The following is a 25534-nucleotide window of genomic DNA, read 5'->3' as shown; positions in this document are numbered from 1 at the left end:
CAATGGCTAAGGTATTCGCAATCGCGAACCAGAAGGGTGGCGTGGGCAAGACCACCACCTGCATCAATCTCGCCGCATCGCTGGCCGCGACCAAGCGTCGCGTGCTGCTGATCGACCTCGATCCACAGGGCAACGCCACCATGGGCAGCGGTGTGGATAAACACGAGCTCGAGCACTCGGTGTACGACCTGCTGATCGGGGAATGCGACCTGGCCCAGGCCATGCACTATTCCGAGCACGGCAACTTCCAGTTGCTGCCGGCCAACCGCGACCTCACCGCCGCGGAAGTCGTGCTGCTCGAGATGCAGATGAAGGAGAGCCGCCTGCGCAACGCGCTGGCGCCGATCCGCGAGAACTACGACTACATCCTCATCGACTGCCCGCCGTCGCTGTCGATGCTGACGCTCAACGCTCTGGTCGCCTCCGATGGCGTGATCATCCCCATGCAGTGCGAGTACTACGCGCTGGAAGGTCTCAGCGACCTTGTGGATAACATCAAGCGCATCGCCGCCCGGCTGAACCCGGAGCTGAAGATCGAAGGCCTGCTGCGGACCATGTACGATCCGCGCCTAAGCCTGAACAACGATGTTTCGGCGCAGCTCAAGGAGCACTTCGGCGATCAGCTGTACGACACGGTGATTCCACGCAACATCCGCCTGGCCGAGGCGCCGAGCTTCGGCATGCCGGCCCTGGCCTACGACAAGCAATCCCGCGGCGCGCTCGCCTATCTGGCGCTGGCCGGGGAACTGGTCCGCCGTCAGCGCCGTCCATCACGCACTGCACAAACAACTTAAGGAATCCGCATGGCCATCAAGAAACGCGGTCTCGGACGTGGGTTGGATGCACTGCTCAGTGGTCCTTCCGTCAGCGCGCTCGAAGCGCAGGCAGTGAAGATCGACCAGAATGAACTGCAACAGCTGCCGGTCGAGCTGATCCAGCGCGGCAAGTACCAGCCGCGCCGCGACATGGATCCCGAGGCGCTGGAGGAACTGGCGCACTCGATCCGCACCCACGGCGTCATGCAACCGATCGTGGTGCGCCCGATCGGCGACAACCGCTACGAGATCATCGCCGGTGAGCGCCGCTGGCGCGCCACCCAGCAGGCCGGCCTGGACACCGTGCCGGCCATGGTCCGCGAAGTGCCCGACGAAGCCGCCATCGCCATGGCGCTGATCGAGAACATCCAGCGCGAGGACCTCAACCCGCTGGAGGAAGCCCTGGCCCTGCAGCGCCTGCAGCAGGAGTTCGAGCTGACCCAGCAGCAGGTGGCCGATGCCGTCGGCAAGTCGCGGGTGACCGTGGCCAACCTGCTGCGCCTGATCTCGCTGCCCGAGGCCATCAAGACCATGCTCGCCCACGGCGACCTGGAGATGGGCCACGCCCGCGCCTTGCTCGGCCTCGAGGAGGATCGTCAGGAAGAAGGGGCGCGTCATGTTGTCGCACGCGGGCTCACCGTGCGCCAGACCGAGGCACTGGTGCGCCAGTGGCTCAATGGCAAACCTGAGCCGGTCGAGGCCAGCAAACCTGATCCGGATATCGCCCGTCTTGAACAGCGTCTGGCAGAGCGCCTGGGCTCGGCGGTACAAATTCGCCACGGCAACAAGGGCAAAGGCCAGTTGGTTATTCGCTACAACTCCCTTGACGAGTTGCAAGGCGTGCTTGCTCACATCCGCTGAAACAATTCCTGTTGTAGCGCGCAGTCGGAAATCACTACCGAAGAGTTGAATAGGGGTTAATCCACCCCTATACTCTGCGCGCATTTTGTCGGCACAAATTATGCCAAGTCATTGCTGACTAGGCGGTCGACTTTCGAGGAGCAGTTGTGATGGAAATACGCACGCCAAACCGCCTGCCTTTCCATCGCTGGGCGGTTTTTCCGGTACTGCTGGCTCAATTTGTCGTCCTGCTGCTGGCAACCTTGGTGTTGTGGCAGTGGAAAGGGGCGGTCAGTGGATATTCAGGCCTCTGCGGAGGATTGATTGCCTGGCTGCCCAATGTGTATTTCGCCTGGAAGGCTTTTCGCTTCAGCGGAGCCCGGGCGGCGCAGGCCATCGTCAAGTCGTTCTACGCGGGCGAGGCAGGCAAGATGATTTTGACGGCAGTGCTGTTTGCACTGACCTTCGCAGGAGTGAAGCCATTGGCGCCGTTGGCAGTATTCGGCGTCTTCGTGCTGACCCTTTTGGTCAGCTGGTTCGCGCCCCTGCTGATGAATAAAAGACTTTCGAGACCTTAGGGCGTTTGAGGCAACCATGGCAGCAGAAACCGCTTCGGGCTATATCCAGCACCACTTGCAGAACCTGACCTACGGTCAACTACCAGACGGCAGCTGGGGCTTCGCCCATTCGGCTGCAGAAGCCAAGGCAATGGGCTTCTGGGCGTTCCACGTGGACACCCTCGGCTGGTCCGTTGCGCTGGGTCTGATCTTCCTGTTCATCTTCCGCATGGCGGCCAAGAAGGCGACTTCCGGCCAGCCGAGCGGTCTGCAGAACTTCGTGGAAGTGCTGGTGGACTTCGTCAACGGCAGCGTGAAGGATTCCTTCCACGGCCGTAGCCCGGTGATTGCTCCGCTGGCGCTGACCATTTTCGTCTGGGTCTTCCTGATGAACGCCATCGACCTGGTACCGGTCGACTGGATTCCTCAGCTGGCCATCCTGATCTCCGGTGATCCGCACATTCCGTTCCGCGCGGTTTCGACCACCGACCCGAACGCGACCCTGGCCATGGCCTTCTGCGTGTTCGCCCTGATCATCTTCTACAGCATCAAGGTCAAGGGCCTGGGCGGCTTCCTCGGCGAGCTCACCCTGCACCCGTTCGGCAGCAAGAATATCTTCGTGCAGATCCTGCTGATCCCGGTGAACTTCCTGCTTGAATTCGTCACCCTGATCGCCAAGCCGATCTCGCTGGCCCTGCGTCTGTTCGGCAACATGTACGCCGGCGAACTGGTGTTCATCCTGATCGCGGTGATGTTCGGCGCCGGCATCCTCTGGCTCAGCGGCCTGGGTGTGGTGCTGCAGTGGGCGTGGGCCGTGTTCCACATCCTGATCATCACCCTGCAAGCTTTCATCTTCATGATGCTGACCATCGTCTACCTGTCGATGGCTCACGAAGATAACCATTAAGACCGCCTGGCGTGTCTGATAGCCTTCCCCGCCCGTTTGGGGGGAGGGCTTAAAAAGTCCGCAAGGGCATGCTGTACCAAACGATTTGTTTTACCGCTTCAAACTAAAAACCTAACCAATACGACGTAAAAGTCGGGAGGAAAGATGGAAACTGTAGTTGGTCTGACCGCTATCGCTGTTGCTCTGCTGATCGGCCTGGGTGCTCTGGGTACCGCCATTGGTTTCGGCCTGCTGGGCGGCAAGTTCCTGGAAGGCGCTGCTCGCCAGCCAGAAATGGTTCCGATGCTGCAGGTCAAAATGTTCATCGTTGCCGGTCTGCTCGACGCCGTAACCATGATCGGTGTTGGTATCGCTCTGTTCTTCACCTTCGCGAACCCCTTCGTTGGTCAGATCGCCGGCTAATCACTCGTTCCTACGAGTTGATTGGTGTGATGGACAAAGACCGAGCGAGGTGTTGGCGTGAACATTAATGCAACCCTGATTGGCCAATCCGTTGCTTTTCTGATTTTTGTACTCTTCTGCATGAAGTACGTATGGCCTCCGGTCATCACTGCCCTGCAAGAGCGCCAAAAGAAGATTGCCGACGGCTTGGACGCTGCCAACCGCGCAGCTCGCGACCTGGAGCTGGCCCAAGAGAAAGCGGGTCAGCAACTGCGTGAAGCGAAGGCACAGGCAGCCGAAATCATTGAGCAAAGCAAGAAACGCGCTGCTCAGCTTGTCGAGGAAGCCCGTGAACAGGCTCGCGTCGAAGCTGACCGTGTGAAGGCTCAGGCTCAAGCCGAGATCGAACAGGAACTGAACAGCGTCAAAGACGCCCTGCGTGCCCAAGTGGGTGCCCTGGCCGTTGGCGGTGCTGAAAAGATCCTTGGCGCCACAATCGATCAAAACGCGCATGCGGAGCTGGTTAACAAACTGGCCGCTGAAATTTAAGCGAGGGCGATCATGGCAGAACTGACCACGTTGGCCCGACCTTACGCTAAGGCTGCCTTCGAGCATGCCCAGGCCCATCAGCAACTGGCCAATTGGTCAGCCATGCTCGGCCTGGCTGCTGCGGTGTCGCAAGACGACACCATGCAGCGCCTGCTCAAGGCCCCGCAACTGACTAGCGCAGAAAAGGCCGCCGCATTCATTGAAGTGTGCGGTGACAAGTTTGACGCCAAGGCACAGAATTTCATTCATGTTGCCGCGGAAAACGAACGTCTCCTGCTTCTGCCGGAGATTTCGACTCTGTTCGACCTGTACAAGGCCGAGCAAGAGAAATCCGTGGACGTGGAAGTCACCAGTGCTTTTGCGTTGAACCAAGAACAGCAAGACAAACTCGCCAAGGTTCTCAGTGCACGGTTAGGCCAGGAAGTGCGCCTGCACGCGTCGGAGGATGCCAGCCTGATCGGCGGCGTCGTCATCCGCGCTGGCGACCTGGTAATCGACGGTTCGGTTCGCGGGAAGATCGCGAAACTGGCCGAAGCCTTGAAATCTTGAGTTTGAAGGGGCAGCAGAGCAATGCAGCAACTCAATCCTTCCGAAATTAGTGAAATCATCAAGGGCCGCATCGACAACCTCGATGTTGGCTCCCAAGCCCGTAACGAAGGTACCGTCGTTTCGGTTTCCGACGGCATCGTGCGGATCCACGGTCTGGCCGACGTCATGTACGGCGAAATGATCGAGTTCCCGGGCAGCGTATTCGGCATGGCCCTGAACCTGGAGCAAGACTCCGTAGGTGCAGTGGTCCTGGGTGCCTATGACACCCTCGCCGAAGGCATGAGCGCCAAGTGCACCGGCCGCATCCTGGAAGTTCCGGTTGGTAAGGAACTGCTGGGTCGCGTCGTCGACGCACTGGGTAACCCGATCGACGGCAAAGGTCCTCTGGGCAACACCCAGACCGACGCGGTCGAGAAAGTAGCTCCAGGCGTGATCTGGCGTAAGTCGGTAGACCAGCCTGTACAGACTGGCTACAAGTCCGTCGACGCCATGATCCCTGTCGGCCGTGGCCAGCGCGAGCTGATCATCGGTGACCGTCAGATCGGCAAGACCGCCATGGCCATCGACGCCATCATCAACCAGAAAGACTCCGGTATTTTCTGTGTTTATGTTGCAGTCGGCCAGAAGCGTTCCACCGTTGCCAACATCGTTCGCAAGCTGGAAGAAGCTGGCGCCCTGGCCAACACCATCGTGGTCGTTGCCAGCGCCTCGGAATCCGCCGCACTGCAGTTCCTGGCCCCGTACGCCGGCTGCACCATGGGCGAGTTCTTCCGTGACCGCGGTGAAGACGCGCTGATCGTCTACGATGACCTGTCCAAGCAGGCCGTTGCCTACCGTCAGATCTCCCTGCTGCTGCGCCGTCCACCAGGACGTGAAGCGTACCCAGGCGACGTGTTCTATCTCCACTCCCGTCTGCTGGAGCGTGCATCGCGCGTTTCCGAAGAGTACGTCGAGAAGTTCACCAACGGTGCCGTAACCGGCAAGACTGGCTCGCTGACCGCCCTGCCGATCATCGAAACCCAGGCTGGCGACGTTTCCGCGTTCGTTCCGACCAACGTGATCTCGATCACCGACGGTCAGATCTTCCTGGAATCGGCCATGTTCAACGCAGGCATCCGTCCTGCCGTTAACGCCGGTGTGTCGGTATCCCGTGTTGGTGGTGCCGCCCAGACCAAGATCATCAAGAAGCTGTCCGGTGGTATCCGTACCGCCCTGGCCCAGTACCGTGAACTGGCGGCCTTCGCCCAGTTCGCTTCGGACCTGGACGAGGCTACCCGCAAGCAGCTGGAGCATGGTCAGCGCGTTACCGAGCTGATGAAGCAGAAGCAGTACGCGCCAATGTCGATCGCCGACATGGCCCTGTCGCTGTACGCCGCTGAGCGTGGTTTCCTGACCGACGTAGAAGTCGCCAAGGTCGGTAGCTTCGAGCAAGCTCTGATCGCCTACTTCAACCGTGATCACGCCGAACTGATGGCGAAGATCAACGTGAAGGGTGACTTCAACGACGAAATCGACGCTGGCATGAAAGCCGGTATCGAGAAGTTCAAGGCCACCCAGACCTGGTAAGCCGCAGCGGGGGCTCCGGCCCCCGCTTGCTAACCTGATAGGTGATACATGGCAGGCGCAAAAGAGATTCGCAGTAAGATTGCGAGCATCAAAAGCACGCAAAAAATTACCAGCGCCATGGAGAAAGTGGCGGTCAGCAAAATGCGCAAGGCACAAATGCGCATGGCTGCTAGCCGTCCTTACGCGGAGCGTATCCGCCAGGTGATCGGTCATCTGGCCAACGCCAACCCGGAATATCGCCACCCGTTCATGATCGAGCGCCCTGTAAAGCGCGCCGGTTATATCGTGGTGAGCAGTGACCGTGGTCTGTGCGGTGGCTTGAACACCAACCTGTTCAAGGCCCTGGTCAAGGACATGAACGAAAACCGCGAACAGGGCGTTGAAATCGACCTGTGCGTGATCGGCAGCAAGGGTGCGACTTTCTTCCGCATCTTTGGCGGCAACGTCGTAGCCGCGATCAGCCACCTGGGCGAAGAGCCATCGATCAATGATCTGATCGGCTCCGTCAAGGTGATGCTGGACGCCTACCTGGACGGCCGCATCGATCGCCTCTCGGTGGTTTCGAACAAGTTCATCAACACCATGACCCAAAAACCGACGGTCGAGCAATTGGTACCGTTGGTGGCAACCCCGGATCAGGAACTCAAGCACCACTGGGACTACCTGTACGAACCCGACGCAAAAGAGCTGCTGGACGGCTTGATGGTGCGTTACGTGGAGTCGCAGGTCTACCAGGCGGTGGTCGAGAACAACGCTGCTGAACAAGCGGCCCGGATGATCGCCATGAAGAACGCCACAGACAACGCCGGTGATTTGATCAAAGAGCTTCAGTTGATCTACAACAAGGCGCGTCAGGCTGCGATCACCCAGGAGATCTCGGAAATCGTCGGCGGCGCTGCCGCGGTTTAACGGTTCAAAAATTCAGAGGATCCAGCTATGAGTAGCGGACGTATCGTTCAAATCATCGGCGCCGTCATCGACGTGGAATTCCCACGTGATGCCGTGCCGAGTGTTTACAACGCGCTGAAAGTACAAGGCGCGGAAACCACCCTGGAAGTTCAGCAGCAGCTGGGCGACGGCGTGGTTCGTACCATTGCGATGGGCTCGACCGAAGGTCTGAAGCGCGGTCTGGATGTCGTCGACACCAAGGCAGCCATCTCGGTACCTGTCGGCAAGGCAACCCTGGGCCGTATCATGGACGTCCTGGGCAACCCGATCGACGAAGCCGGCCCAATCGGCGAAGAAGAGCGTCGCGGTATTCACCAGCCAGCGCCTTCGTTCTCCGACCAGGCGGGCGGCAACGACCTGCTGGAAACCGGTATCAAGGTTATCGACCTGGTCTGCCCGTTCGCCAAGGGTGGTAAGGTTGGTCTGTTCGGTGGTGCCGGCGTCGGCAAGACCGTGAACATGATGGAACTGATCCGTAACATCGCCATGGAACACAGCGGTTACTCCGTGTTCGCTGGTGTGGGTGAGCGTACTCGTGAGGGTAACGACTTCTACCACGAGATGAAGGACTCCAACGTTCTCGACAAGGTAGCGCTGGTCTACGGTCAGATGAACGAGCCACCAGGAAACCGTCTGCGCGTAGCGCTGACCGGCCTGACCATGGCCGAGAAGTTCCGTGACGAAGGTAACGACGTTCTGCTGTTCGTCGACAACATCTATCGTTACACCCTGGCCGGTACCGAAGTATCCGCACTGCTGGGCCGTATGCCTTCGGCAGTAGGCTACCAGCCGACCCTGGCCGAAGAGATGGGCGTTCTGCAAGAGCGTATCACTTCGACCAAAGAAGGTTCGATCACCTCCGTACAGGCCGTATACGTACCTGCGGACGACCTGACCGACCCGTCGCCAGCGACCACCTTCGCCCACTTGGACGCCACCGTCGTTCTGTCCCGTGACATCGCTTCCCTGGGTATCTACCCAGCGGTCGACCCACTGGACTCGACTTCGCGCCAGCTGGACCCGAACGTGATCGGCACCGAGCACTACGAGACCGCTCGTGGCGTTCAGTATGTTCTGCAGCGCTACAAAGAGCTGAAGGACATCATCGCGATCCTGGGTATGGACGAACTGTCTGAAGCCGACAAGCAACTGGTTGCCCGCGCTCGTAAGATCCAGCGCTTCCTGTCGCAGCCGTTCTTCGTGGCCGAAGTCTTCACCGGCTCGCCAGGCAAGTACGTTTCGCTCAAGGACACCATCGCTGGCTTCAGCGGCATCCTCAAAGGTGACTACGACCACCTGCCAGAACAAGCGTTCTACATGGTCGGCAGCATCGACGAAGCGATCGAGAAAGCCAAGAAACTGTAATCCCGGCGCCCCGCAAGGGGCGCTAATCAGGTTGAGGCAAGCAGATGGCTATGACAGTCCATTGCGATATCGTCAGCGCGGAAGGAGAGATCTTCTCCGGCCTGGTCGAGATGGTAGTAGCGCACGGCAACCTGGGCGATCTGGGTATCGCTCCAGGCCACGCGCCGCTGATCACCAATCTCAAGCCTGGTCCGATCACGCTGACCAAGCAGGGTGGCACTCAAGAGGTGTACTACATCTCCGGTGGCTTCCTCGAAGTGCAGCCGAACATGGTCAAGGTTCTTGCCGACACCGTGCAGCGCGCTGCCGACCTGGACGAAGCTCAGGCTCAGGAAGCCCTCAAGGCTGCCGAGAACGCGCTGAACACTAAAGGCTCGGACTTCGACTACGGCGCTGCTGCCGCACGTCTGGCCGAGGCTGCAGCTCAGCTGCGTACTGTCCAGCAATTGCGCAAAGGCAAGTAAACCGGCCTTGGCCGCTTACCGCTGTTGCGATTGAGTTAAAGGGTAGCCTCGGCTACCCTTTTTCTTTTTCTGAAATTCCCCTTCGGTCACGTCCCTGACCACCCAGGATTGGTAGCCAGTCAATGTCCCTCGATATCGTCATTCTCGCCGCAGGCCAAGGCACCCGCATGCGCTCCGCGCTGCCGAAGGTCCTGCACCCGGTCGCCGGCAACTCCATGCTCGGGCACGTTATCCACAGCGCACGCCAGTTGCAGCCCAAAGGTATTCACGTGGTTATCGGCCATGGCGCCGAGCTGGTTCGTGAGCGCCTGGCCGCCGACGATCTGAACTTCGTCATGCAGGACAAGCAACTGGGTACCGGCCATGCCGTGGCCCAGGCGTTGCCGGCGATCACCGCCGAAATCGTGCTGGTGCTCTACGGGGATGTGCCGTTGATCGAGGTGGAAACCCTGCAGCGCCTGCTGGCCAAGGTCAGTGAGCAGCAGCTGGGGCTGCTCACCGTCACCTTGCAGGATCCGACCGGTTACGGGCGCATCGTGCGTGACGCAGCGGGCAACGTGACCGCGATCGTCGAGCACAAGGATGCCAGCGAAGCGCAGAAGGCGATCAAGGAAGGCAACACCGGCATCCTCGCCATGCCTGCCGCACGGCTGGCAGACTGGATGGGACGGTTGTCCAATAACAACGCTCAGGGCGAGTACTACCTTACCGATGTGATCGCCATGGCCGTGGCCGATGGCCTGGTGGTCGCCACCGAGCAGCCCCAAGATCCGATGGAAGTGCAGGGCGCCAACGACCGCCGCCAACTGGCGGAGCTTGAGCGTCACTATCAACTGCGTGAAGGCCGCCGTTTGATGGCCCAGGGCGTCACGCTGCGCGATCCGGCGCGCTTCGATGTGCGTGGTGAGGTGACGGTTGGCCGCGATGTGCTGATCGACATTAACGTCATTCTCGAAGGCAAGGTGGTGATCGAGGATGACGTACAGATCGGCCCCAACTGCGTGATCAAGGACAGCACCCTGCGCAAGGGCGTGGTGGTCAAGGCCAACAGCCACCTTGAAGGCGCGGTGCTGGGCGAGGGCAGCGATGCTGGTCCGTTCGCCCGTCTGCGTCCGGGCAGCGTGCTGGAAGCCCGCGCCCATGTGGGTAACTTTGTCGAGCTGAAGAACGCGCACCTGGGCGAGGGCGCCAAGGCCGGTCACCTGACCTACCTGGGCGATGCCGAGATCGGTGCCCGCACTAACATCGGTGCCGGCACCATCACCTGCAACTACGATGGCGCGAACAAGTTCCGCACCGTGATGGGCGAGGATGTGTTCATCGGTTCCAACAACTCGCTGGTGGCACCTGTGGAAATCCAGGCGGGAGCCACTACCGCCGCGGGCTCGACCATCACCCAGACAGTCGAAGCCGGGCAGTTGGGCGTTGCCCGTGCGCGCCAGCGCAACATCGAAGGTTGGAAGCGGCCGGAGAAGCTCAAGAAGAGCTGAGTTATCCACAGCACTTTCAATCGAAAGCCGGCTTATGTGAATAAGCCGGCTTTTTATTGGGTGTCGTATAGAGGCCGCTCCTACAGGGACCGCGTCAGGGCAGGGAAAAACTATCCACAGCACAGCGGCAACTTGACGAATCCCTCATCTTAGGTTTTGATTGCAACACTATCTTTCGAATCGAAACTTAAACTGACATGTCGAAACGAAACACTCCCCAGCGCCGCCACAACATCCTGGCCCTGCTCAACGAGCAGGGCGAGGTGAGCGTCGACGCCCTGGCCAAGCGTTTCGAAACTTCCGAAGTCACCATCCGTAAGGACCTCGCCGCTCTGGAGGCCAACGGCTTGCTGCTGCGCCGGTACGGTGGCGCTGTGACCATGCCCCAGGAACTGCTGGGCGACACAGTCCAGCCGGTGTCCTTGTACAAGCAGGCCATCGCCCGGGCGGCGGTCGGACGCATCCGCGAGCATGCGCGCATCATCATCGATAGCGGCAGCACCACGGCGGCGATGATCCCCCAGCTCGGGCGCCAGCCGGGTCTGGTGGTGATGACCAACTCGCTCAACGTGGCCCGCGCCATCAGCGAGCAGGAGCATGAGCCTGTATTGCTGATGACCGGTGGTACCTGGGACCCACATTCGGAGTCCTTCCAGGGCCAGGTGGCCGAGCAAGTACTACGCTCATACGACTTCGATCAGCTGTTCATCGGTGCCGACGGCATCGACCTGGAGCGTGGCACCACCACCTTCAACGAGCTGTTGGGCTTGAGCCGGGTCATGGCCGAGGTGGCGCGCGAGGTGATCGTCATGGTCGAGTCGGACAAGGTCGGTCGCAAGATCCCCAACCTCGAGCTGCCCTGGGGCAGCGTCAATACCCTGATTACTGATGATCGCCTGCCCGCCGAGGCACGCGACCGGATTCAAGCCCGCGGCATCACCCTTATCTGCGCCGCTATCAGCTAGGAGCAACATCTTATGTGTGGAATCGTTGGTGCCGTTGCCGAGCGCAATATCACTGCCATCCTCATCGAAGGCCTCAAGCGCCTGGAATACCGTGGTTATGACAGCGCCGGCCTGGCCGTGCTAAACCAGCAAGGCGCGCTGGAGCGTCGCCGTCGCATCGGCAAGGTCAGCGAACTCGAAGGCGCCGTGACCGCCGACCCGCTGGCCGGCCAGCTGGGCATCGCCCACACTCGCTGGGCAACCCATGGCGCGCCGACCGAAAACAATGCCCACCCGCATTTCTCCGGGCACGACGTGGCGGTGGTGCACAACGGCATCATCGAGAATCACGAAGAGCTGCGTGAAGAGCTCAGGGGCCTGGGCTATGCCTTTGTCTCGCAGACCGACACCGAAGTCATCGTCCACCTGATCCACCACCTGCTCAAGGACATTCCCGACCTGACCGACGCGCTCAAGGCCGCGGTCAAGCGCCTGCACGGGGCTTATGGCCTGGCGGTGATCAGCGCCAGCCAGCCGGACCGCCTGGTCGCCGCCCGCAGCGGCAGCCCGCTGGTGATCGGCCTTGGCCTCGGTGAAAACTTCCTGGCCTCCGACCAATTGGCCCTGCGCCAGGTCACCGACCGCTTCATGTACCTGGAAGAAGGCGATATCGCCGAGATCCGCCGTGACCAGGTGCAGATCTGGGATCAGGCCGGTCATCCGGTCCAGCGTGAGACGGTGCAGTACCACGAAGGCGCCGAAGCCGCCGAGAAGGGCAACTACCGCCACTTCATGCTCAAGGAAATCCACGAGCAGCCCACCGTGGTGCAGCGCACCCTGGAAGGGCGCCTGGGCAAGGACCATGTGATGGTCCAGGCCTTCGGCCCACAGGCCGCCGAGCTGTTCGCCAAGGTGCGCAACGTGCAGATCGTTGCCTGTGGCACCAGCTACCACGCCGGCATGGTCGCCCGCTACTGGCTGGAAAGCCTGGCCGGCATCCCTTGCCAGGTGGAAGTGGCCAGCGAGTTCCGCTACCGCAAGGTGGTGGTGCAGCCGGACACCCTGTTCGTCTCCATCTCGCAGTCCGGTGAAACCGCCGACACCCTGGCGGCCCTGCGCAATGCCAAGGAGCTGGGCTTCCTCGGCAGCCTGGCGATCTGCAACAAGGGCATCAGCTCGCTGGTGCGCGAATCCGACCTGACCCTGCTGACCCTGGCCGGGCCGGAGATCGGCGTCGCCTCGACCAAGGCCTTCACCACCCAGCTGGTGTCGCTGATGCTGCTGACCCTGGCCCTCGGCCATGTGCGCGGCACCCTCGAAGCCGGTGTCGAAGCCGAGCTGGTGGACGAGCTGCGCCGCCTGCCGGCCCGCCTGAGCGAAGCGCTGGCGATGGATGGCGTGGTCGAGAAGATCGCCGAGCTGTTCGCCGACAAGCACCACACCCTGTTCCTTGGCCGCGGCGCCCAGTACCCGGTGGCGATGGAAGGTGCGCTCAAGCTCAAGGAGATCTCCTACATCCACGCCGAAGCCTACCCGGCCGGCGAGCTCAAGCATGGCCCGCTGGCGCTGGTGGACAACGACATGCCGGTGGTGACCGTGGCGCCAAACAATGAACTGCTGGAGAAGCTCAAGTCGAACCTGCAGGAAGTCCGCGCCCGTGGCGGCGAGCTGGTGGTGTTCGCCGACGAGCAGGCCGGCATGAGCAACGGCGAGGGTACCCATGTGATCAACGTACCGCACATCAACGATGCGCTGGCGCCGATTCTCTACACGGTCCCGCTGCAGCTATTGTCTTACTACGTGGCGGTACTCAAGGGCACTGATGTCGATCAACCACGTAACCTCGCCAAATCCGTCACTGTGGAATGACGCTTGTGCCGGGCTTGACCTGACGCAATATAGCTTGCGTTGCACTATTTATAGTTGAGCTGTTGATTCAAAGGCCTGGTGAGCGTTAATGCCAGGCCTTCCCTCCTTCCGAGCGCATTCATGCGCTGTTAAAACGTCGATATTCACTATTGCCTGTTGCATTAAATAGATGGCGTTTCTGACAGAATCGAGCACATAGATGGCACTCGTTCGAATGGTTGAACTTCGTGTCGCCGTTGCGGTGGCGACAGTACGTGAGAAGAAAACGACCCCTCAAACGATGGCAACCGTGCGCCTTGTGTCACCCTTCGCGTACTGCTTACTTGCCCAGCGCAGACTCAGTGAAATCTATAAGCTGCTGAAGTAAATTGATTTTTCAAGGGCTATCATTTTTATCTGAGTGATGGCGATTTGATGGTCTTGGCATTGCCGACGATATTCGATTGCCTGAGTTCTTCTGTCGCTAACTGACATGTGGACGCTGACGTGTCGCAAAACGGTAAACATCTATTTGTACGGTTTGACTGAGGTCTGCCTTTGCGCGTCGATACTGGACAAAATAAACAAAGGCTACTTAGGATTTTGCCGCTGATTGCCTTCTCTGATTTTGAATCTTGTCGAGAGGCTGTACACAGACGTACGCCGTTGCGCTGCTCAAGGAGAGAGACTGATGGTTTCCCAGGAAACGTGTACGCTAGCCGCCGCTGCCCTCAAGAAACTTGCGATGAACAAAGCATGCAGGGAGGCATTCAACGAAGACTCCTTGTTCTTCAAATTGTTCGAGCCTGCCGCTAAGCGCTACTTCCTCGGCGCAGATCGCGAAGAACTGCTTCCAAAACTTCAGTTACTCGCGGGGAAGGGCTATGCGCTGAGCGCCGAGTACGTGGGCGAGGAGAACGCCGACCCTGTTGTCGTCCAGCGTTTCGTCGATGAGTATCTGGCCTCTATCAAGCCATTCGTCGGGGCTGGTCTCAGGCCCCAACTGAGCTTTGACCTGAGCGCTGTTGGCCTGGCCTTGTCCCAGGATACCGCGTACAGGAACGCTGCCACGATCATTTCCGCTGCCGCCGAGCATGACATTCCAGTCATGATCAGCATGGAGCATGCCTCCTCGGTGGACCGCATCCTCGAGGTCTACGGGGAACTGGCGCCTGAATACGCAAACGTTGGCGTGACCCTCCAGGCCTACCTGCACCGCACCCTCGATGACCTTCCGAAGGTCCTTGGTCATCGGCGCAAGATCAGGTTGGTCAAGGGGGTTTACAACGAACCTCAAGAAGTCGCGCTGCCACGTGGCGAGGCGCTCGATCAACGCTACCTGGACATGCTGCGCTTGATCCTGGACGCGGGTGTTCCCGTAAGTTGTGCGACCCAGGATCCAACCATGATTGCCCGTATCCTGGCAGAGCCGCGCGGCTCTGCGAGTCTGGAGCTGGAAATGCTCCACGGCGTGCAACCCGCCTTGATGCGCCAGGCCAAGGAAGCCGGACTGCCTTGCCGCATCTATGCGGTGTACGGCGGTAGTTGGTATTTGCACTTCCTGCATCGCTTGGCGGAGTCGCCGCAGGAAATCCTGGGGGCGCTCGCCGATTTCAGCGAACCCTCCCGTGTTGTTTTTGGGGCTGGGTACTAATCCGCCTTGTCACTTGTTGATCAGACAAGGGGCCTGCTTCAGTAGTTGAGCGCAGCGAAAGTGAGAGGTATCAATGATCGTTCATACCTCGTCACGCCATTTTCGCAAACTGAATAAGTTGCTGTTATTAAAAGTGAATATATCACGCGGTTGACCGTGTGAATAAGCATGCCTTGCACACGATAAATAAGGAAGTCGACATGTTCATTGACCTCAGAAGTGATACGGTGACAAAGCCCACGGAGGGCATGCGTAAGGCAATTTACGAGGCCGAGGTCGGTGACGACTGTTTTGGCGAGGACCCCAGTGTCCGTGCCTTGGAAGAATATTGCGCGGACTATTTTCAGAAGGAATCCGCGTTATTCACCACGGGGGGCACCTTGAGCAACCAGCTGGCAATCAAGGCCATGACCCGGCCAGGTGATGAAATATTTCTGGATGCCTCTTACCACATAAATTTCTATGAAGCGGCTTCAACGTCGGCATTTTCAGGTGTGAACTTTTCCCTGACCCGTCATGACGATGGCCTGTTCGACGTAGCCGACCTCGAGCGGCTGTACGCATCCAAGTGCCGTTGGAACCAGAACTACGCAATGCCGCGAGTCGTTGTTGTGGAAAATACGTTGGGTTGCAAGGGGGGGGCTGTATTTCCGCTTGAGCAGATGAATCGCGTGTTCTCCTATGCCAAGCAAATCGACGCCTACCGCTATCTGGATGGCGCACGCATTCTGCATGCCTCCATCGCGACAGGTATCGACGTGACGTCCTACACCGATAACGCCGACCTGTTGTCCATGTGTTTGTCCAAGGGGCTTGGAGCGCCGGTTGGCTCGATCATGATGGGATCGCGCGAGCTCATCCAACAAGTCAGGAAGTACCGCAAATGGTTTGGGGGAGATCAGCACCAGGCCGGCATGATGGCGGCTGCGGGCCTGTATGCCATGCGCAACAACATTGAGCGCCTGGCCGAGGACCATGAGCACGCGGCGCTGCTGCATCAACAACTCAGTGTCATGGAGCACGCGCGTTCGGGCTACAAAGGCACCAACATGGTGACCCTGGATATTTCCCGTCTTGGCGTTACACCGATGCATTTTGCCGAACGGCTCAGGGAGCGAGGTGTGGGCGGGCTTCCCTACAACGACAAGGAGATTCGTCTTGTCCCGCATATCAACGTCGATCGTGAGCACATCATCAAGGCCGCGGAGCTGATCAAGACATTGGTGCGTGATCTTGCCCATACCACGGAGACCGCCAAATGATCTTCAAGAAAAATGTGGTCGTGGTTGTGGATGCATACTCCATAGGAAGTCTGATTGCCCCGGCGTTCATCTCCCGTGGTTACGAGTGCATTCATGTCCGTTCGACGGACAATGTCAACGCGTTCTACGAGTCGTGGTTTCGGCCGGCAGATTTTATCAAAGACCTTCCCTACATTTCCGACGCCTTGCTCGACGAGCAACTGAGCCAGTACAACGTTCAATTTGTCCTGGCAGGGTGTGAGTTCGGGGTCGAATTGGCGGCTGACCTGGCTGCGCATTTCAATGTCGCGCGTCACAACAATCCGGCACACGCGGTACGTTGGAGAAACAAGTACGAAATGCATGAGGCGCTGAAGCGTGCGGGCGTTCGCTCGATCAAGCATTTCCGCTCGGCGGAGCTGGTCAAGATCCAGGAATGGATCGAGGAGCAGAATCTCTTCCCGGTCGTCTTGAAGCCGATCAACAGCGCCGGCTCCGACAACATCCATATCTGCACCAATGCCGCCGAGGTGGAAAGTGCCTTCGCAGCCGTCAAGGGCAGTCGCAATATCTTCCTCGCGCAGAATGAGCAAGTACTCGTTCAGCAGTACCTGGATAACGCCGACTTTTATTCAGAAATGAAGGCTGACAAGGGGCGCGACGTCGACATTGAGTATTGCGTCAATACCGTCAGCGTGGATGGACAGCATTTTGTCAGTGAGATCATTCGTGTGTACCGTACCCGCATCGGTGCCGCGCCGGTGCATGACTACAACCAGCTGATGTGCCCGGTCGACAATCAGGATGTGTATAGCCGGTTGTCCGAGTATGTCTTTTCGGTCCTGGATGCCTTGGGTATCAAGCACGGCGTCGGGCACAGCGAACTCATGATCGTCAATGATGAGCCGGTGCTGCTCGAGACCGCCGCAAGAATGCCGGGAGGGATCGATCTTTCAGCCTATACCCGTGCCCTCGGGCATAACCAGCTCAATCTGTGGGTGGAGTCGCTGGTCAATCCGCAAGGATTCCTGGATTACCGCGCCAAGCCCAGGAAGAAATTGTTTTTCCACTCCAGTTGCGTCTTCCTCATTGCGCGCGCCAGTGGTGAGATCAAGCGCCTTCCCGATGTCGCCGTGTGGAAGCATATCCCTGGTTTGCACAGCATCAAGATCCAGCATGAGGGCATGCTCAGCGAGACCAACTCGCTGGAGAACTCTCCTGGCCACGTGTTCATCCTGGACAAGGATCGTTCTTCCATCCAGGACAGCATCCAGTTGTTGCGGGAGGCCGAGTCCGCCATCTATCAGGGCATGCTGGCATGAAGCCGGGGGCGGCCGAGCTGACGCTGGCTGAGGGCCGGGTGTACACCACGCCAGTGATGGTGATGCTGTCGGCCACGTTTATCCTGACCCTGGCACGGGCAATGACATTGCCCTATCTGGTGGTCTACTGTGCGCAGCGGTTTGGCCTGGGTGTTGCCGATGTCGGACTGGCATTGGGCGGGGCACTCATAGCGAGTTCCCTGCTCAGCCTGTATGGAGGGTTCCTGGTCGACCGATTTTCCAACCACCGGATCCTGGTGGTGGCCGGAAGCCTGTTTGCCCTTGCGTTTGGCGCTGCCTTCCTCACTGACTCGATGGCGCTGTTCTTTCTGGCGATCGTGGTGGTCAACCTGGCCTATGCGGTCATCGACATCGCCATCAAGGCGGGCATTGGCACGTTGGTCGCGGCGCAACGAAGAGGAGCGGTGTTCTCGGTCAAGTACACGCTTACCAACATCGGATTTGCCGCGGGGCCATTCCTGGGGGTTCTACTGGCCAAAGCCGGGCCTGGATTGCCATTCGCGGCTGCGAGTTGGGTCGGGGTGGGTTTCGTTCTGCTGTATGCCTTGTTCGGAACCAAGTTGGGCAAAGCGGCTAGCGATGTTCCACCTCAGACAGGATTCCTCGAGGTAATGGGGTATCTGCTCAAGGACTATCGACTGGTGTGCTTTACCTTGGGCGGGCTGCTCAGCGTCGTCGTATTCGGCCAGTTCTCGGCTTACCTATCCCAGTACCTGCTGGTGACCGGCACGCCGGAGCATACCTACCAGGTCATCAACTATCTGGTAACGACCAACGCCTGCGTGGTCATTGGCCTGCAGTACTTGGTGGGGGCTCGGATCAACCAGAACAACCTGTTCCGCATGCTGTGCCTGGGCATGCTGTTCTTTTTGGTGGGGCTGATCGGCTTCAGTCAGGCAGAGCAGGTGCCGTTCTGGGTCATTGCGATGATCGTGTTCACCATTGGTGAAATCATCATCATTCCCACCGAGTACCTGTTCATCGACTTCATCGCACCCGCGCATCTGCGAGGCATCTATTACGGCGCACAGAACCTGTCGAACCTCGGCGCGGCATTGGGGCCGATGCTTTGTGGGTTGGCACTTTCGATGTATCAGCCACAGGTCATGTTCTATGTGTTGTGCCTGTGCGTGGTGCTGGCCACAGGGTTCTACTACATGGGTTGCAAAGCCAAGGACGGTAAAGATGATCCACTTTAATACCGCTGGCGCGGGTGTGATGTCGGCGCAGGCATTGGAGGTGATGCAGGCCTTCCTGCAAGATGAACGCGAGCATGGCGCCTATGAGGCCGAGCTGGCCGGTTCGGCAGTGCTGGAGTACGAGATATACGCCAACGTCGCACGCCTCATCGGGGCACTGCCGGCGGACATCGCTCTGTTCGACAGTGCGACCAAGGCCTGGGTGACGGCGCTCGATGCCCTGGACTGGAACGGCGGCGACCGTGTACTGGTAACGCCTTATGAGTATGCGGGCAACTTGATTGCACTGGATCGCTTGCGCCAGCGCCATGGTGTCGTGGTCGAAGTCATTCCCTTGCTGGAAAATGGCGATCTCGACCTGACGTGGCTGGCCGAACATCTACGAGAAGACGTCAAGCTTGTCTCGATCGTTCATGTACCTTCCTGTTGCGGCATCGTCAATGACGTGCAGAGCATCGGTAGGCTATTGCAGGCGCATCCTTGTGTGTTTTTCCTCGACGCCTGCCAGTCGGTGGGGATGCTGCCGATCGATGTCAAAAGCATCGGCTGCGATGTGCTCACGGCTGCAGGGCGCAAGTTTCTCTGTGGCCCCAGAGGCACCGGATTTGCGTATCTGTCCAAGGCGTTCCGTGCCGTTGCCGCGCCGAGATTCACCGATCTGCACCGGGCGACCTTCACCGTGAACGATGGTGTGTGCCTGGATCAGCACGATGCCCGATGCTTTGAGTACGCAGAGCGAAACAGTGCCGCGCTCATGGGGCTGAACATCGCTGTGCAGGATCGCCTGAGGGGCGGTTATGTCGATGATTGTGCGGCCTACCGGTTCCTGGTGGAGGAGCTCAAGGGTGATGCGCGTCTGCAATTGATCCTTCCAGGCGCGCGGCAACGCGCCATCGTTTCGTTCTTCCATGACGCATTGCCCGCACCGGAAACCGTCGCCCGGCTTCGCGCCGATGGCATCAACTGTTGGGCCGGCCACGCCTCACATACGCCCTACTTCATGAAAGGCCGGGGTGAGCGGTTTGTGCGGGTCTCGCTGGGACACGGCAGCACCGTTTCACAAGCCGAACAGTTCATGCGCCTGCTGCGAAACATGCATTAGACCCTAGCGGCCAGACCGGCACCTTGGCCAGGCCTGCGCCAGGTGCTGGAGGCCTTCCATCGCCTCGACTTACGAACAGGGACTTTCGATGAACGATGTGAACAGATTCAAACCGTCGACCGAGATCAAGGAGCGCTTGCGTCCTTTGTACAAGAAGGACAATTGGCACTGGGCGCTTGCGCTTTCGCTCGATCTGGCAGTGATCGGACTTGCGGTATACCTGAGTCAGCAGAGCCCTTACTTCTATCTCCTGACCGTACTCCTGATCGGTTCACGTCAACGGGCGCTCGCCTCCTTGTTGCATGAAGCGGCGCATATGACCTTGATGAACAACAAGGTGCTGTGTCGGGCCATCGGGGAGTATCTGCTTGCCTATCCGATCTTCCAGAACTATGAGGCGTATCGCCGCTCTCATGTGCAGATGCATCACCATCACCTGGGGGACCAGCAGACGGACCCCGACCACAGGTACTACATCGACTCTGGTCTGTATGCTGCCAGTGACCGAATGGATTTCCTCCTGCGTCACTTGCTCAGGAGCATCACGCTGACCAACACATCGCAGTACTTCGTCTATCTGGTGAAGAATCGTGCAGGCGATGTCGTGGCCAAGCCGGTGCAAGGTCTCAAATTGCTCCTGGTGCACGCGGTGATACTGGCGGTGTTCTGGTATTCGGTCGGACCGTGGGGCTATCTGCTGTTCTGGCTCGTGCCGTACTTCACCGCGTTTCAAGTCATCGGCTGGTTCTCGGAAATTTCAGAGCATTTCGGCATGTTCGGGGTGTACAAGGATGAAGTGAAGCTGACGCGCAACCGTTTTCCAAACCTCTTGGAGCGGCTGTTCATCGGTATGCACGGCGACAACTATCACCTGACCCATCATTTGTTTGCTGGCGTGCCTTTCTGGAATCTTGCCAAGGCACACAGGGTGCTGATGGACGATCCCGACTACGCCGAGGCGAATCTCGGTTGTGGGGGAATCTTCACTGCGAAGGGCGATGCGAGGTCGAGCCTTGCGCAGATTTTCGAAGCTTACCGAAGCGGAAAGATCAGCGCAGTCATGACCACGGAGTGACTTGTTATGGCTAATGCGTTCCAGAAACGTCGCATTAGCCATCGGCGTGACTCTCCGTCGGTCAAATGACAAGACCTGTGGTGTGGTTGTCATGGCATAGGTCATATTTTGCTGTCGGAATCTGCCTTACCTTCTCGATCCTGCTTAAACAACAAGGACGACGAGGTAATGCTGATGCTGGTAAGGAAACTCGATATTCAGCCGCTGTCGGGTGATGGCCTGACGATTCATCTGAACGGTCTTCCAGTGGTTGTCGCCCCAGGGGAGACCGTGCTGACCGTCTTGAACGCCGTCGGGCTGCGCCAGGTCGCCCGCAACGATCATGGTCAGCTCAGCGGTGCCTTCTGCGGCATGGGCGTCTGCCATTGCTGCCTGGTGCAGATCGATGGTCGTCCCAAGCGTCGCGCCTGCCAGACCATCGTCAAGCCGGGCATGAGCATCGAGACCGAGGTCAATCGCGTGCAAGAGGAGGCCCACCCATGAGCCTTCGTCCCGTGATCGTCGGTGGCGGTTCGGCCGGCATGGGCGCCGCCATCGAGCTGGCCGAACATGGCGTGGATTGCCTGCTGTTCGACGAGGCGTCGCGCCCCGGTGGCGTGGTCTATCGGGGCCCGCTGCGCGCGGGTGTCGACCTGGGCTACCTGGGGCCGCGCTACACCAAGGCTCTGACCAAGCTGCATGAAGATTTCGCCGCCTGCGCCGAGCGCATCGACCTGCGCCTGAACCATCGCGTGGTGGGTGGGGACGATCAACGGCTGATGGTCCTCGACGCTGATGAACAGCTGCACGAGATCGACTACTCGCACCTGCTGTTGGCCGCCGGATGCCACGAGCGCAACGTGCCGTTCCCTGGCTGGACCTTGCCCGGTGTGATCCTGCTCGGCGGCTTGCAGCTGCAGATCAAGAGTGGCGTGGTCAAGCCACTGGGCAGCACGCTGATTGCCGGTACCGGGCCGTTGCTGCCACTGGTCGCGTGCCAGCTGCACGCCGCCGGCGCCAAGGTGGCCGGCGTGTACGAGGCCAGCTCGTTCAACCGTATCGCCAAGGAAAGCCTGGCGTTGATGAACAAGCCGCAGCTGTTCCTCGACGGCCTGAGCATGCTGGCCTACATGAAGCTCAACAGCATCCCCATGCATTACGGCTGGGGCGTGGTGGGCGCCACGGGTGACGGCGAATTGCAGGAGGTCCAGGTCGCCCCCTACACCCAGGATTGGCAGCCGGACATGACCCGCATCCAGCGCGAGCAGGTGCGCACCCTGGCGGTGGGCTACGGCTTCATTCCGCGGACCCAGCTCAGCCAGCAACTGGGCCTGGCCCATGGTTTCAGCGAGGACGGCTACCTGCGCGCCGAGTGCAACGTGTGGCAGCAGAGCAGCCAGCCGAACATTCACCTGGCCGGCGACATGGCCGGTATTCGCGGTGGCGAGGCAGCGATGCTCACCGGGCGTATCGCCGCGGTGTCGATGTTGCAGCAGATGGGCAAGCTCGATGCCGAGCAGGCGATCGAGCGCCGTGAACGCTTCCTGGGCAAGCTGGCGGCGATCAAGCGCTTCCGTTCCGGGGTGGAACGCTACACCGCGCGCGGCGCGGCGCAGATCCAGCTGCCCCAGGCCGATACGGTGATCTGCCGTTGCGAAAACGTCACCCGCGATCAGATTGACCTGGCCCTGGAGCAGGGTGTGGAGGACATGGCCAGCCTGAAGATGCGTACCCGGGTAAGCATGGGCGACTGCCAGGGGCGCATGTGCGTCGGCTACTGCAGCGACCGCCTGCGCAGCGCCACCGGCCGCGCGGACGTGGGCTGGCTGCGTCCGCGCTTCCCGGTGGACCCGATCCCTTTTTCCGCATTCGAACAACTCGGCACGGAGGCCTGAACATGAACAAGCATTACGACATCATCATTGCCGGTGGCGGTGTGATCGGCGCGTCTTGTGCCTACCAGCTGTCCAAGCGGCACAACCTGAAGATCGCCCTGATCGACTGCAAGCGTCCGGGCAACGCCACCCGCGCCTCGGCCGGCGGCCTGTGGGCCATCGGTGAGTCGGTGGGGCTGGGCTGCGGGGTGATCTTCTTTCGCATGATGTCCTCGCGCAACAAGCGTGAGGCCAACGGCGCCGCGGTGGTGGTCGACTCGAGCACGCCGCATATCCTGCCGGAATGCTTCTTCGACTTCGCCCTGCAGTCCAACGCGCTTTATCCACAGCTGCACCAGGAACTGATCGAGCGCCACGGCATGGACTTCAAGTTCGAACGCACCGGGCTCAAGTACATCATCCAGGATGAAGAAGACCAGCTGTACGCCGAGCACATCGTCAAGCAGATCCCGCACCTGGCCGACCAGGTTCGCTGGCTCGACCGTGACGCGCTGCGGGCCTCGGAGCCGGCGGTGACGCTCAAGGCCAATGGCGCGCTGGAGTTTCTCTGCGACCACCAGGTCAGCCCGTTCCGCCTGGGTGATGCCTACATGGAGGCGGCGCGGCAGAACGGTGTCGACCTTTACCCGAACGTGAACATCACCGGCGTGCTGCATGAAGGCTCGCGAATCAAGGGCGTGCGCACTGCCGAGGCCGGCGAGTTCCATTGCGGCACGTTGATCAATGCTGCTGGCGCCTGGGCCGCGGAGCTGAGCGAATGGGCGACGGGGGAGAGTATTCCGGTCAAGCCGGTGAAGGGCCAGATCGTGCTGACCGAGCGCCTGCCCAAACTGCTCGATGGCTGCATCACCACCAGCGATTGCTACATGGCGCAGAAGGACAATGGCGAGATCCTGATCGGCAGCACCACCGAAGAGAAGGGCTTCGATGTCAGCAACACTTTCCCGGAAATCAGTGGCCTTGTGCAGGGCGCGATCCGTTGCGTGCCGCAGCTGGCGCAGGTGAACCTCAAGCGCACCTGGGCCGGCCTGCGCCCTGGGTCACCGGACGAACTGCCGATTCTCGGGCCTGTGGATAATGTTCAGGGCTACTTCAATGCCTGTGGGCATTTCCGTACCGGAATCCTCACGTCGGCCATTACCGGTGTGCTGTTGGACAAGGTTGTCCACAATGAGGCGTTACCGTTGGATATCACGCCATTTTTGGCGTCGCGCTTCCATGGGGGAATGGATAAACAGTTGGCGCACGGTTGATGGATGCGGGGGCCGCAAAGCGGCCCCCAGGAATCAGATCTGCATCGCTTTCCCATCCACATTCATCGCCGCCTGGCGCAGGGCCTCGGAGCGGGTCGGGTGCGGGTGGCAGGTGAGGGCGATGTCCTCGGCCGAGGCCGAGAATTCCATGGCCACGCAGAACTCGCCGATCATCTCGCTCACGCTCGGGCCCACCAGGTGCACGCCCAGGACCTCGTCGGTGACGGCGTCGGCGATGACCTTGGCGAAGCCTTCGGTCTCATGGTTGATCTTGGCCCGGCTGTTGGCGGTGAAGGGGAATTTGCCGACCTTGTAGGCACGGCCTTCGGCCTTGAGCTGCTCTTCGGTCTTGCCGACAGTGGCCAGTTCCGGGCGGGTGTAGATGACGCCTGGGATCAGGTTGTAGTTCACCTCATGCGGCTTGCCGGCGATGCGCTCGATGCACGCCACCGCTTCATCCTCGGCCTTGTGCGCCAGCATCGGGCCGGAGGTGACGTCGCCGATCACCCAGATGCCTGGGACCGCGCTGCGGTGATGGTCGTTGGCGAGCATGCCGCGCTTGTCGGTTTCCAGCCCCACGCTTTCCAGGTTCAGGCCCTTGGTATACGGACGGCGACCGATGGCCACCAGCACATAGTCGGCCTGCAGGGTTTCGGCGTTGCCACCGGCGGCGGGCTCCAGGGTCAGGCTGACGCCGTCGGCGCTGGATGTGGCCTGGGTCACCTTGCTGCCGAGCTTGAAGGTCATGCCTTGCTTGGCCAGGGCCTTCTGCAGGGTCTTGGCGGTTTCCTCATCGGTGCCCGGGCAGATGCGGTCGAGGTATTCGATCACCGTTACTTCGGCACCCAGGCGGCGCCATACCGAACCCAGCTCCAGGCCGATCACGCCGGCGCCGATCACGACCAGGTGCTTGGGCACCTGAGGCAGCGACAGGGCGCCGGTGGAATCGATGATGCGCTGGTTGTCGATGGTCACACCGGGCAGTGGCGTGGGTTCGGAGCCGGTGGCGATGACGATGTCCTTGGCCTGCAGGGTGGTTTCGCTGCCGTCCTCGGCCTTGACCAGCACTTTGCCGGCGCCGTCCAGGCGGCCCCAGCCCTTGACCCAGTCGACCTTGTTCTTACGGAACAGGTACTCGATGCCCTTGGTCAGGCCGGTCACGCTTTCGTCTTTCTGCTTCATCATCTGGCCCAGGTTGAGGGTCGGCTTGACCTCGATCCCCAGGTGGGCGAACTCTTCGCCGCTGGCCGCCTCGTAGAGCTCGGACGCATGCAGCAGTGCCTTCGACGGCATGCAGCCAACGTTCAGGCAGGTGCCGCCCAAGGTCGAGCGACCTTCGACACAGGCCACGCTCAGGCCCAGCTGGCCGGCACGGATCGCTGCGTTGTAGCCGCCGGGGCCGCCGCCGATGATCACCACGTCATAGGATTTCATGGGTTTCGTTACTCCGAGAGTGTGAGGAAGCGAAGAGGGGCACAAGGTTAGTCTGAGTGATGAAGATTGTATACAATCTGTTGGGTGACCCGGACCAGATAGTTCTAGACTATGGTCGCGATTAACGGAAACTTCG

The 25534-nt window shown here is 60.0% G+C and carries 24 protein-coding genes; 23 read left to right on the top strand and 1 reads right to left on the bottom strand.

The window, feature by feature from the left end; genetic code table 11:
* Positions 1 to 2: 2 nt before the first annotated feature.
* The 23 genes from AC25ND_RS05815 (at position 3) to hcnC (ending at position 23964) form a co-directional block, all read left to right on the top strand.
* Entirely contained in the window at positions 3 to 794 is a 792-nt protein-coding gene (locus AC25ND_RS05815; protein ID WP_028690024.1) for a ParA family protein, read from the top strand.
* A 9-nt stretch (positions 795 to 803) separates the two neighbouring features.
* Positions 804 to 1676, top strand: coding sequence for a ParB/RepB/Spo0J family partition protein (locus tag AC25ND_RS05810; RefSeq protein ID WP_028690023.1), 873 nt, complete (start codon positions 804 to 806; stop codon positions 1674 to 1676).
* Positions 1677 to 1825: 149 nt separating this feature from the next.
* Complete coding sequence (locus AC25ND_RS05805; RefSeq protein WP_008092225.1) at positions 1826 to 2233, top strand: F0F1 ATP synthase subunit I; 408 nt, start codon at positions 1826 to 1828, stop codon at positions 2231 to 2233.
* A 16-nt stretch (positions 2234 to 2249) separates the two neighbouring features.
* Entirely contained in the window at positions 2250 to 3119 is an 870-nt protein-coding gene (gene atpB, locus AC25ND_RS05800; protein WP_028690022.1) for a F0F1 ATP synthase subunit A, read from the top strand.
* 144 nt (positions 3120 to 3263) lie between these two features.
* Positions 3264 to 3521: a F0F1 ATP synthase subunit C gene (gene atpE / locus AC25ND_RS05795; protein ID WP_003097235.1), complete on the top strand. Its 258-nt coding sequence runs from the start codon at positions 3264 to 3266 to the stop codon at positions 3519 to 3521.
* 57 nt (positions 3522 to 3578) lie between these two features.
* Positions 3579 to 4049 carry a F0F1 ATP synthase subunit B gene (locus tag AC25ND_RS05790; RefSeq protein WP_023383136.1) on the top strand — a complete coding sequence of 157 codons (471 nt, stop codon included), beginning with the start codon at positions 3579 to 3581 and terminating at the stop codon, positions 4047 to 4049.
* Between the two features lie 12 nt (positions 4050 to 4061).
* Positions 4062 to 4598: a F0F1 ATP synthase subunit delta gene (locus tag AC25ND_RS05785; RefSeq protein ID WP_023628561.1), complete on the top strand. Its 537-nt coding sequence runs from the start codon at positions 4062 to 4064 to the stop codon at positions 4596 to 4598.
* Positions 4599 to 4619: 21 nt separating this feature from the next.
* Complete coding sequence (gene atpA / locus AC25ND_RS05780; protein WP_028690021.1) at positions 4620 to 6164, top strand: F0F1 ATP synthase subunit alpha; 1545 nt, start codon at positions 4620 to 4622, stop codon at positions 6162 to 6164.
* A 48-nt stretch (positions 6165 to 6212) separates the two neighbouring features.
* A complete protein-coding gene (atpG, locus tag AC25ND_RS05775; protein WP_028690020.1) occupies positions 6213 to 7073 on the top strand; it encodes a F0F1 ATP synthase subunit gamma in 861 nt (286 codons plus the stop codon).
* A gap of 27 nt (positions 7074 to 7100) precedes the next feature.
* Entirely contained in the window at positions 7101 to 8477 is a 1377-nt protein-coding gene (atpD, locus tag AC25ND_RS05770; protein WP_028690019.1) for a F0F1 ATP synthase subunit beta, read from the top strand.
* A gap of 44 nt (positions 8478 to 8521) precedes the next feature.
* Positions 8522 to 8941: a F0F1 ATP synthase subunit epsilon gene (locus tag AC25ND_RS05765; RefSeq protein WP_028690018.1), complete on the top strand. Its 420-nt coding sequence runs from the start codon at positions 8522 to 8524 to the stop codon at positions 8939 to 8941.
* A gap of 122 nt (positions 8942 to 9063) precedes the next feature.
* On the top strand, positions 9064 to 10431 hold the full coding sequence (glmU, locus tag AC25ND_RS05760; protein ID WP_186595129.1) for a bifunctional UDP-N-acetylglucosamine diphosphorylase/glucosamine-1-phosphate N-acetyltransferase GlmU: 1368 nt from the start codon (positions 9064 to 9066) through the stop codon (positions 10429 to 10431).
* A gap of 197 nt (positions 10432 to 10628) precedes the next feature.
* Positions 10629 to 11396: a DeoR/GlpR family DNA-binding transcription regulator gene (locus AC25ND_RS05755; protein WP_028690016.1), complete on the top strand. Its 768-nt coding sequence runs from the start codon at positions 10629 to 10631 to the stop codon at positions 11394 to 11396.
* Positions 11397 to 11408: 12 nt separating this feature from the next.
* The gene (glmS, locus tag AC25ND_RS05750) at positions 11409 to 13244 is read left to right on the top strand and encodes a glutamine--fructose-6-phosphate transaminase (isomerizing) (protein WP_182324059.1); all 1836 of its coding nucleotides are present in this window, start codon (positions 11409 to 11411) and stop codon (positions 13242 to 13244) included.
* 670 nt (positions 13245 to 13914) lie between these two features.
* Positions 13915 to 14877, top strand: a complete 963-nt coding sequence (locus AC25ND_RS05745) for a proline dehydrogenase family protein (RefSeq protein ID WP_084940902.1) — start codon at positions 13915 to 13917, stop codon at positions 14875 to 14877.
* 200 nt (positions 14878 to 15077) lie between these two features.
* Positions 15078 to 16139 (top strand): threonine aldolase family protein, encoded by a 1062-nt coding sequence (locus AC25ND_RS05740; protein WP_062360061.1) that lies wholly within the window; start codon positions 15078 to 15080, stop codon positions 16137 to 16139.
* Positions 16136 to 17440: an ATP-grasp domain-containing protein gene (locus tag AC25ND_RS05735; RefSeq protein ID WP_084940897.1), complete on the top strand. Its 1305-nt coding sequence runs from the start codon at positions 16136 to 16138 to the stop codon at positions 17438 to 17440. Before AC25ND_RS05740 ends, AC25ND_RS05735 begins: the two co-directional genes overlap by 4 nt.
* On the top strand, positions 17437 to 18660 hold the full coding sequence (locus tag AC25ND_RS05730; protein ID WP_182324051.1) for an MFS transporter: 1224 nt from the start codon (positions 17437 to 17439) through the stop codon (positions 18658 to 18660). Before AC25ND_RS05735 ends, AC25ND_RS05730 begins: the two co-directional genes overlap by 4 nt.
* The gene (locus AC25ND_RS05725; RefSeq protein WP_063630088.1) at positions 18647 to 19762 is read left to right on the top strand and encodes an aminotransferase class V-fold PLP-dependent enzyme; all 1116 of its coding nucleotides are present in this window, start codon (positions 18647 to 18649) and stop codon (positions 19760 to 19762) included. Before AC25ND_RS05730 ends, AC25ND_RS05725 begins: the two co-directional genes overlap by 14 nt.
* Positions 19763 to 19850: 88 nt before the next feature.
* Positions 19851 to 20837: a guanitoxin biosynthesis L-arginine gamma (S) hydroxylase gene (gene gntB, locus AC25ND_RS05720; RefSeq protein ID WP_062360068.1), complete on the top strand. Its 987-nt coding sequence runs from the start codon at positions 19851 to 19853 to the stop codon at positions 20835 to 20837.
* Between the two features lie 168 nt (positions 20838 to 21005).
* Positions 21006 to 21320 (top strand): cyanide-forming glycine dehydrogenase subunit HcnA, encoded by a 315-nt coding sequence (gene hcnA / locus AC25ND_RS05715; protein ID WP_062360070.1) that lies wholly within the window; start codon positions 21006 to 21008, stop codon positions 21318 to 21320.
* The gene (hcnB, locus tag AC25ND_RS05710; protein ID WP_486976162.1) at positions 21317 to 22711 is read left to right on the top strand and encodes a cyanide-forming glycine dehydrogenase subunit HcnB; all 1395 of its coding nucleotides are present in this window, start codon (positions 21317 to 21319) and stop codon (positions 22709 to 22711) included. Before hcnA ends, hcnB begins: the two co-directional genes overlap by 4 nt.
* A 2-nt stretch (positions 22712 to 22713) precedes the next feature.
* The gene (gene hcnC / locus AC25ND_RS05705; RefSeq protein ID WP_062360072.1) at positions 22714 to 23964 is read left to right on the top strand and encodes a cyanide-forming glycine dehydrogenase subunit HcnC; all 1251 of its coding nucleotides are present in this window, start codon (positions 22714 to 22716) and stop codon (positions 23962 to 23964) included.
* Positions 23965 to 23997: 33 nt separating this feature from the next.
* On the opposite strand, the gene lpdA is transcribed toward hcnC, so the two are convergent.
* Positions 23998 to 25398 (bottom strand): dihydrolipoyl dehydrogenase, encoded by a 1401-nt coding sequence (gene lpdA, locus AC25ND_RS05700; RefSeq protein WP_028690010.1) that lies wholly within the window; start codon positions 25396 to 25398, stop codon positions 23998 to 24000.
* Positions 25399 to 25534 lie beyond the last annotated feature (136 nt).

This window comes from Pseudomonas sp. P110(2024), from assembly GCF_057480795.1.
The sequence above is the reverse complement of the archived record's forward strand: the minus strand, read 5'-3'. Positions and strand labels throughout refer to the sequence as shown.